The following is a 436-nucleotide window of genomic DNA, read 5'->3' as shown; positions in this document are numbered from 1 at the left end:
CGCTCCCCGGTCCACCACCGGAGTTGATGTTGATCGCCGGCCCGCTCATGGTCACGCCGCCGCCATCGATCTTGATGAAGCTGCCACCACCGACCAACGTCAGTTCAGCCCCCGCCTCCAGCACCACCTTCATCCCGCTGCTCAGGTGAATTTCCTGCCCCGCGTCGATGAATTGCCCGGTACCGATCTTGATGTGCTGGTTCACGCCCACGGTCAGGTGGTCGTTGGCGCGGGCTTCGACTTTGCGGTCTTCGTAGACGGTGTGGTGTTCTTCGGCCTTGAATTCTGTGTAGCTGTTCTTTTCCACGACGTCGTGGCGTTCGTTGCCCACGCGGATTTTCTGGTCGTGTTCGATGTTTTCGTCCCAGTCGCGCTGGGCGTGCAGGAAGATCTGTTCCTGGCCTTTCTTGTCTTCGATGCGCAGTTCGTTGAAGCC

The 436-nt window shown here is 59.6% G+C and carries 1 protein-coding gene; it reads right to left on the bottom strand.

Going from position 1 to position 436, the window contains the following annotated elements:
* On the bottom strand, positions 1–436 hold a 436-nt coding region (locus ACTJK7_RS29120), incomplete at both ends, for a bacteriophage T4 gp5 trimerisation domain-containing protein (RefSeq protein ID WP_440819242.1).

Source organism: Pseudomonas sp. 22085 (genome assembly GCF_052045815.1).
Classification (GTDB): domain Bacteria; phylum Pseudomonadota; class Gammaproteobacteria; order Pseudomonadales; family Pseudomonadaceae; genus Aquipseudomonas; species Aquipseudomonas glycinae.
The sequence above is the reverse complement of the archived record's forward strand: the minus strand, read 5'-3'. Positions and strand labels throughout refer to the sequence as shown.